Origin of the sequence: Fulvivirga aurantia, assembly GCF_009711475.1 — a bacterium.
GTDB lineage: Bacteria > Bacteroidota > Bacteroidia > Cytophagales > Cyclobacteriaceae > Fulvivirga > Fulvivirga aurantia.
Map to the genome: position 1 here is coordinate 1 of NZ_SMMD01000791.1, position 8,363 is coordinate 8,363.

The 8,363-nt window shown below is 39.9% G+C and carries 5 protein-coding genes; 1 reads left to right on the plus strand and 4 read right to left on the minus strand.

The genetic code is table 11. The features are described from left to right. The 3 genes from E1176_RS10360 to E1176_RS10370 all read right to left on the minus strand — a co-directional run. Positions 1 to 494, minus strand: a 494-nt coding sequence (locus E1176_RS10360; RefSeq protein ID WP_155210537.1) for a pyridoxamine 5'-phosphate oxidase family protein, incomplete at its 3' end; no start/stop codon positions are given. A gap of 147 nt (positions 495 to 641) precedes the next feature. Continuing rightward, positions 642 to 1,961, minus strand: a complete 1,320-nt coding sequence (locus E1176_RS10365; protein ID WP_155210538.1) for a dihydrolipoamide acetyltransferase family protein — start codon at positions 1,959 to 1,961, stop codon at positions 642 to 644. A 57-nt stretch (positions 1,962 to 2,018) separates the two neighbouring features. Beyond that, positions 2,019 to 3,284 (minus strand): competence/damage-inducible protein A, encoded by a 1,266-nt coding sequence (locus E1176_RS10370; protein WP_155210539.1) that lies wholly within the window; start codon positions 3,282 to 3,284, stop codon positions 2,019 to 2,021. A 204-nt stretch (positions 3,285 to 3,488) separates the two neighbouring features. Between E1176_RS10370 and E1176_RS10375 the strand changes: the two genes are divergently transcribed. Continuing rightward, positions 3,489 to 4,208, plus strand: coding sequence for a DUF4197 domain-containing protein (locus E1176_RS10375; RefSeq protein ID WP_155210540.1), 720 nt, complete (start codon positions 3,489 to 3,491; stop codon positions 4,206 to 4,208). On the opposite strand, the gene E1176_RS10380 is transcribed toward E1176_RS10375, so the two are convergent. Next, a partial coding sequence (locus tag E1176_RS10380) for a S8 family serine peptidase (RefSeq protein ID WP_155210541.1) occupies positions 4,205 to 8,363 on the minus strand: 4,159 nt, incomplete at its 5' end. The two genes, E1176_RS10375 and E1176_RS10380, sit on opposite strands and share 4 nt — an antisense overlap.

The following is an 8,363-nucleotide window of genomic DNA, read 5'->3' on the forward strand; positions in this document are numbered from 1 at the left end:
TAATATCCAAACTTTTCGTTTTCTCCAATATCTGGTGTTTCTTCATCTTTAATATTGGCCTTGGCTATTTCAAACAGTTGTAATAGTTTGTTTTCTTTAGCATTCCAGTGTTCTCCTTTACTGATCTTTACTTCCAACATGGCAACATCAGGGTCTTTCTTACCTTCTTCAAACCAGGCACCTACCCATGAGTTCCAGTAGCGATTGATTAGTTCTTTGTCTTGCGTAAGTTTTGCCTGACCTGTGAGACTTACATATACCTGACTGCTTGTATCGGCAAAGGTTAGGCACACATCTTTGTCACTTTCTATTTCGTATACCTTACAGTCTTTCTTTGAAGTATAAAAGTACAAAGTGCCATCGTAAGCGTCTTGCACCAAATGCATAGGGCGGGCTCTCATTTTGCTGCTTTCATTTTCTGCAGTCACGAGCATTCCGACTTTTATATCCTTAATTAAATTCCATATAAGCTTTTTGTGTTCCGGACTTGACATAGCGTTGTTTAGTTTTAGTTATATAATTAATAATAAAACAGCTAGGCCGAATAAGAGTTACTGCTTTCAAGAGGGAATTTATCTATAACAAAAGAGCCAGCGCTTTCTACAGCACTGGCTCTTTATTACTTGAATTATTTGTTGCTCTTAAATATCTCTATTAAGCTCAAATCGCTCTAAATGATCTGCTACTCTTCGTACTACCATACCACCTAGAGAGCCATCTACTACTCTGTGGTCATAGCTATGAGATAAGAACATCTTATGTCTGATAGCGATAGCGTCACCGTTTGGTGTCTCAACCACCGCTGGTTTTTTTACAATCGCTCCTAAAGCTAAAATACCCACCTGAGGCTGCATGATTATAGGCGTACCCATCACGTTACCAAAAGAACCTACATTAGAGATTGTAAATGTTCCTCCCGAAAGTTCGTCCGGAGTAAGTTTGTTTTCCCTGGCTCTTCTTGCTAAGTCGTTTACCTTTTTAGCCAAACCCGTAAGGTTTAGCTGGTCAGCATTTCTAATTACAGGAACAATTAAGTTGCCTGATGGTAGAGCAACTGCCATACCTATATTGATGTCTTTTTTCTTGATGATGTTATCTCCATCTACCTGTACATTAATCATCGGGTAGTCTCTGATGGCTTTTGCAACAGCCTCAATAAAGATTGGAGTAAATGTAAGGTTGTCGCCTTCTCTTTCTTTAAAAGAATTTTTGTTTCTGTTTCTCCAATGCACAATGTTAGTTACATCGGCTTCTACAAATGACGTTACATGTGGAGAAATTCGCTTAGAGTCCACCATACGCTGCGCAATCATTTTACGCATTCTGTCCATCTCAATGATTTCGTCTCCGGCACTTATAGAAACGTTTACTTTTTGAGGTTGTGGCGCATCAGCAGATTTCTGAGTTTGTGTCTGGGCTGGTGCTGGCGCTGTAGCTGTTTGAGTCGCTTGTTCGCCTCTGTTTTCTAAATAAGCCAGCATGTCCTTTTTAGTTACACGGCCTTCTTTCCCAGAACCAGAAATTGTTTCTAACTCAGCCATAGGAATACCTTCTTCCTTGGCTATATTTTTTACCAAAGGAGAGTAGAATCTATCAGATGCAGGTTCTTGCTGCTTCACGGCTCCATTTGAGCTTGACGCGGCACTAGGCGCAGCAGCTTTTTCTTCCTTAGCAGGTGCAGCTTCTGGTTTAGACGCAGGTGCACTACCACCGTCTTCACCTTCTGTAGCGATGATTGCAATGGGTTTTCCAACCTCAATCACGTCACCTTCCTGAGCTAAAATTTCTTTAAGTACACCAGCATGTAATGAGGGTACTTCTGTATCTACCTTATCGGTAGCTACCTCAAGTACAGACTCGTCTTGCTCTATGGTGTCACCTTCACTTTTTAACCATGAAAGAACAGTCGCTTCCATGATGCTTTCGCCCATTTTGGGCATTAATAATTCAACTAGTGCCATTTATTATTTAGTTTCTAATTAAGAATGCTTCTCCAAATTCACCGCAAATTTAGCATTTTAGTCTTTTATCTCAATCGATTTCGGCAAACTTATCCTTACCAGGTTAAGTAAGGCTACAGCAGTTGCCTTTATGTTCAATGTACGGTCTTTTGCAAGTTGTAATTTCTTTGTAATAGTATGCTTACCATCAGCATAAGCAATCCAAACTGTACCGACCGGTTTTTCTTCAGTACCTCCTGAAGGCCCAGCTATTCCGCTTGTAGCGATACCAATATCTGCATTAAAAAGATTTCTTGCTTTGTTGGCCATTTCTATGATGGTGGCTTCGCTTACCGCACCATTATTTATAATGGCTTGCTTATCTACACCTAACACATCAATTTTGAAATCGTTATGATAAGGCACTATGGCCCCTTGAAAGTAGGCAGAACTGCCGGGTACGCTAGTAATCATATGGGTGACATAGCCACCAGTACAACTCTCAGCTAAAGCGATAGTTTTGTCATGTTTTTTTAATAGGTCACCTACTGCGGTTTCTATCTGATCTTTATCATAACCATAAATATACTTGCCAGCGTATGGTTTAAATTTTTCTATTTGCTCATCTACTTCGGCTTTGAGTTGCTCGAGATCATCACCCGTTGCGGTAAGTCGCAGTTTTACCTGTCCCAGGCTTGGTAGGTAGGCAAGTTTGATGTGCTTTGGCAGGTTAAACTCCCAGTCTTTAATTATATCAGAAAGCCAGGATTCACCGATGCCTACAGTTTTAATGATTTTGTGATGTATCACATCAGTCTGAAATACACTCTGAAGTTTGGGAATTACCGTATCCACCATCATTCTTTGCATTTCGTATGGCACCCCAGGCATAGAGACAAATACTTTTCCTTTTCTCTCGAACCACATACCAGGAGCGGTTCCTAACTTGTTGGGTACGTATTCGCAGCAGGTAGGCAACTCTGCCTGTTTTCTATTAATATCTGTAAGCTCTAAACCTCGGCCTGCAAAAAAGGCAGTCACTTCTTGTAAGGCTTCTTCATGCATGGCTACTCCACAATCGAAATACTCGGCTAGACAAGGCTTGGTAAGATCATCATTTGTTGGACCGAGGCCACCCGTGATAAGTACAATGTCAGCTCGGTTTTCTGCTTCTTTGAAGGCAGACAATAAGTCTAGGCGATCATCACTGATTGTGGTTTTTCGAATGGTTTTGATGCCTACCCGGTCGAGCTCCTGACTGATCCATTGAGAGTTAGTATCGAGAATTTGTCCAAATAGAATCTCATCTCCAATGGTTATGATTTCAACTTTTGTCTTATGCATAAAAAAACTTATCAGTACATGGAGAGGTATTTCTCCGTAGCAAATCTACCATAATCGATAAAAATCGACCTGTAATTATTATTTATTGTAACTAGCAGTGACCTTGATTGTTCGGATAGTCAAGGCTTTATTATTTTCATTAACATGTAAAATGGTTGAAATGAAAGTGATATATTGATCGTAAACCCAATCTATATAACGACTATGAAAAACCTTTTCCTATACTTTTCATTGGTAATGCTGTTGGCAGCCTGTACAACAGCTCAGATAAATCAAACGCTTGGTACGGTAAACGATGCACTGGGAAATGGGCAACTTACCCAGGAGCAGGTAGCATCTGGTTTAAAGGAGGCATTAATTAAAGGAACCTCTACGGGTTCTGCGAGTGCATCACGGGTAGACGGATATTTTAAGAACCCTTCAATAAAAATACCTTTTCCTCCTGATGTACAACGAGTAGAAACCAAATTGCGACAAGTGGGGCTTGGTGATGAGGTAGATAAGTTTGTGAAAACACTGAATAGGGGAGCCGAGGAGGCAGCCAAAGAGGCCAAGCCGATATTTGTTTCAGCGATAAGATCTATGACCATACAGGATGCCTGGAATATTTTGAAAGGCGAAGATGATGCTGCCACCCAATATCTGATAAGGACTACCTCTGCTCAGTTAAAGAGTAAATTTCAGCCTGTAATTAAAAGATCGCTTGATAAAACCAATGCAACTAAATATTACAGCAATTTGGTAAATACATATAATAAAATTCCTTTTGTAGATGAAGTGAATCCAAACCTTGACGAATATGCCACAGACCGTGCAGTGGAGGGTTTATTTTTTCTTATTGCCAAAGAAGAGAAAAACATCAGGGAGAATCCTGTAGCGAGAACAACTGAACTACTTAAGAAAGTATTTGCGGCACAAGACTAACGGCTTGCTTTCATAATTTTTTTATAAGTAGTCTCATTACCTTGTTTTATTTCTAATATGTAAATGCCATCAGGTAAGGATTCCGTATCAATTGTAGTATTTCTAATGGCTTGCTCTTCATAGTAAGTTTTGCCTTTTAGATCCACAATCTTAAGGTCAACCACTTGTGGGCCTTCAAACTTTAATTGATCATAAGTAGGATTAGGAAATACATTGAAATCTGAAATTTTCAAATTCGTGCCCGTAATCTTTGTAATATGCAATGTTTGCGATGTTGAGTCTGAGCAGCCGATGCTGTTAGACACTTTCAGCTCTATCTTATAATCGCCAGGATTGCTGAAATCAAATGATGGCAGTTGAGCGGTGCTAATGAGACTATCATCGACATACCAGTTATAGTCCGTGGCTTCCTGGCTATCATCAGTTACGGTTAATAGGTCAATTTCACTTAAATCTAATGTGTCGTGAGAGAGATTGAAACTCGCTGCGATGTTGCTCACATCAATATTTACGGCAGTAGGACTGCTTTCGACAAGACTGTCTATAGAAGTTATATAAAAAGTGGTATCCGCGTTTAAATTGTCCAGATCAAAAGAAGTGCCCTTGTGCAGGATGTCATCCATTGACTCATCGTTATAGAATAAAAATACAGAGCCATTTTCAGGTGTCAGATTTACACTCTCACCTTTGCAAATTTGTATTGATGAAATTCCCGGAGCAGGACTGACTTTAGGTACAATAGTTTGTATTAACGTATCTCTACATCCATTGATATCTTCTGCCATAAGAGACAAATCAAAACTGCTTTGACCCGAATAATCATAGCTAATGTCTGTAGAGTTACCAGCAAGTGTGTTATTTACAAACCAAACATATAGACTTTCATTCTGGCTATTGTTTTTAAGCTGAAGCAAGTTTTTGCTGCTTAAGTCTGTGGTATCAATTTCTACTTTAAAGTCTGCCTTAATAGCGCTCATTAGTATTTTTACTTCTTTTACATTACTCTCATATGTTGAGTCTACACTTGTAATATAAAATGTTGTATCCTGATAAAGTTTGCCTGTATTGAAAGTCGTACCGGTAAAAATTAGATTGTTCTTATTTTCATCAGAATAGAAGTTGAGACTTGTCGCGTTTGTTGCTGTCAACTCTACCTCATCACCTTTGCATATCGTAGAACCACTAATGTTAGGTTTGTTGCTTCTGTAAGCGACCTCCAGATCTTTTGAAACAGTTTCTATACACCCAAGGTCGTTGATAGCGGTAAGTTCGATGGTATAAATACCGGGGTTTGAGTAATTCATAAGAGGGTGCTGCACACTAGATGTAAAGCCATTGCCAAAATCCCAGGACCAGCTTACGGCATCAACACTTTTATCGGTAATCGTAACCTCAGTATTACTGGTTTCATCTAAAAGCAACAAGTCAGTACTCATGTTAAAATCGGCATTCGTAGGTTTAGGTCTGGCCATTACTCTGTAAATATCACCATCATAAGCATTGTCTTTATTTACCACATAATAAACCTGAGGGCTGGTTACAAGAGTGGTCGTAAATGCACTACCCGTATATAATAAATTGGTAAGATCGACATCTGCATAAAATTCGTAGACATTTCCATCAGAAGGATCGATGATGGCGTTATCACCAGGGCAGGCCTCTGCTATTTCTATTAGTGGTGGCGTGTTGAGGTACTCATTATATTTTGCCAATGCATTATTTGTTGCAGCTTGTATCTCTGCAAGAGATGAACCGGCCACCAAAACGAAGGCTAATTTTTTGCTTTCATTCGCGCTTAACGAGCTTATTGTATAACCACTGGTGTGAGAAACATCATTTCCCATTCCAAATTGGCCTGCCTCTGTCTGTGCTATTCCTTGCGAGACAATGTCATATTTGGCGTCATCTGTAATGTTATTGGGGATATTGGCTGTGTTGCCATTGGCATTTCTGTTGTTTATGGCGTAGTAAAAAGGTGTTTCGCTGTTTGCCAAAGCTAATCCTGCATAAATGCTATCAGACATGATGTCTTTGACATAGCCTAAAAGGTTTGAGTTGTCCCAGCTGGCACGATTAAAGTTTTTGTCATTTAAATTCCAATCGGCAAATATGCCGGTGTGTATGTTGCTTATTGTATTAGCACTTGTATTTGTAATTCTATATTCAACAACAACAGCATTGCTTAACGAAGAGTCCTTCCAGGCTAAAACTTTCTGCTGTACCTGTATGTCTAGTCGATTTGAAAGGGCCGGGCTGTCTCTATAAGTACTTCTCAGGTCAATATCAGCCTGGGAGTTTCTATAGTACTTAATTTTAGAAATAGCACTGAAATCATGGTCCCGTAAATTGAGGTTAAGATTTCTTGGGGCAGTATCTTTTACTGTATCTTCATCGCTGGCAATGATAAAGCCAATATTGTCCAGTATTTTTTGTCCTTGGTACATCAAACCTATGCCTTCCTGAAAAATATCTTTGTTGTAGCCTAGCTCACCGGTACTGCCTACCGTAAGGGCTAGTTCACCATTATTGAGCGTGGTGTATGATGGTGAGCTTTTTATGACAATGTGCTGAAAGTCATTATATATACCATCACTAAAATCTATACGTAAAACAAGCTCTTGTGAGGCAGGTAAGTTATTCGATAATTTAATTTTAAAAGGGCTATTCTCATTGGTTTTTTCACCTAAGGTCGAAAGTGCTCCAATATTAAATTCGCCATCTAATACTTCAACATATGGAGAGCTGGATGAAAGTGTGGCTGTAGCTTTTGAGGTTGAAGATAAATAGTTAGTAATGTCCACCGTAATAGACAGCGTGTCTCCGAAAAAAGCCTCTTCACCAATGCCGTTGGTATAGGCATAATCTTCGATGCGTAATGACGGACTCATATTGTCGGTTAAAGCTTTTAAAACATTAAGTCTGCCTTTACCTAATTGACCGGGATATGCCTGATTAGCTGATATTTGATAAATATCATCTGTGTTTACCCTAATCCGCTCCATTATTTGTTTGGCAGAAAGATCTGGGAAGCGCGCTCTCAATAAAGCAGCGGCCCCTGCCACCATAGGCCCTGAGTAACTTGTGCCTTGCCTGGTACGAAATACTGAATCACCATCCATTACGTAAATATCCTTGCCTGGTGCCATCAGGTCAATGTTATAGCTATAGGTGGCGAAGTCGGCTTTTTCATCACCGATATTTGAAGCACCAACAGAAAGCACATTTTTAAAGGAAGCAGGGTAGAAATCTAATAAGGCATTGGTATTACCCGCTGATGCTACGACTACGGCATCTTTTACTTCTACAGCATAGTCAATTACATCTTGACCGGACTGAGAAAACGAACCGGCACTACCCCATGACAAATTGATTACCTGACAACCAAGGTCTGCGGCAAGCGCAATAGCTTCGTAGCCTCTGGCAAATGAATTTGATCCACTTCTAAATATCTTAATAGGCATAAATTTAGATTTAAAACCTACTCCGGCAAGTCCGAGCCCATTATTAGTAGAGGCACTTGAAACTCCTGTAACTCCCAGGCCATGAATGTCGGTGTCCGCAACCGTATTATTGTCGTTATTGGCAATGTCCCAGCCTTTATAATTATCTACCAAACCATCATTATCATCATCAACACCGTTTATCGGGTCATCTTCGTTGATGTATAGATTGTCGGTGAGATCAGCATGCTCAGGAAGTACTCCTGTATCTAAAATGCCTATAATAATATCTTCACTGCCTTTTTCTATAGTCCAGGCGTCATAAGCTCTTATATTGGTGAGGTACCATTGACTCGCACCGGGTTGAGCTTCTGGGTCGTTTGGTATAAACAAAGGCCGATGATTAAAGTATGGTTCAGCATACAAAACCTCTTCATTTTTAAGTAATTCATTAATGACCTCTATGGGATCATCACCTTCGTTGATGGTAACTGTATAAATATTATTTAAGGGGTGATTGGCAGCCCTGGCATTGGTACTTTTTCCGTCTCCTTCCAGGTAAGACAAGAATTGTTTTGTCTCAAATTGAGAAAGTGGAGAGCTCGTTCTTCCCACTTTGGAAGTGGCAGGTAGCCGATTCTTTAGCCTTACAACAATTTCTTTTGAAGAGTAGTCATCATTAGAAATGCCCACAGGCAGCTCGTAGGTGCGTTTT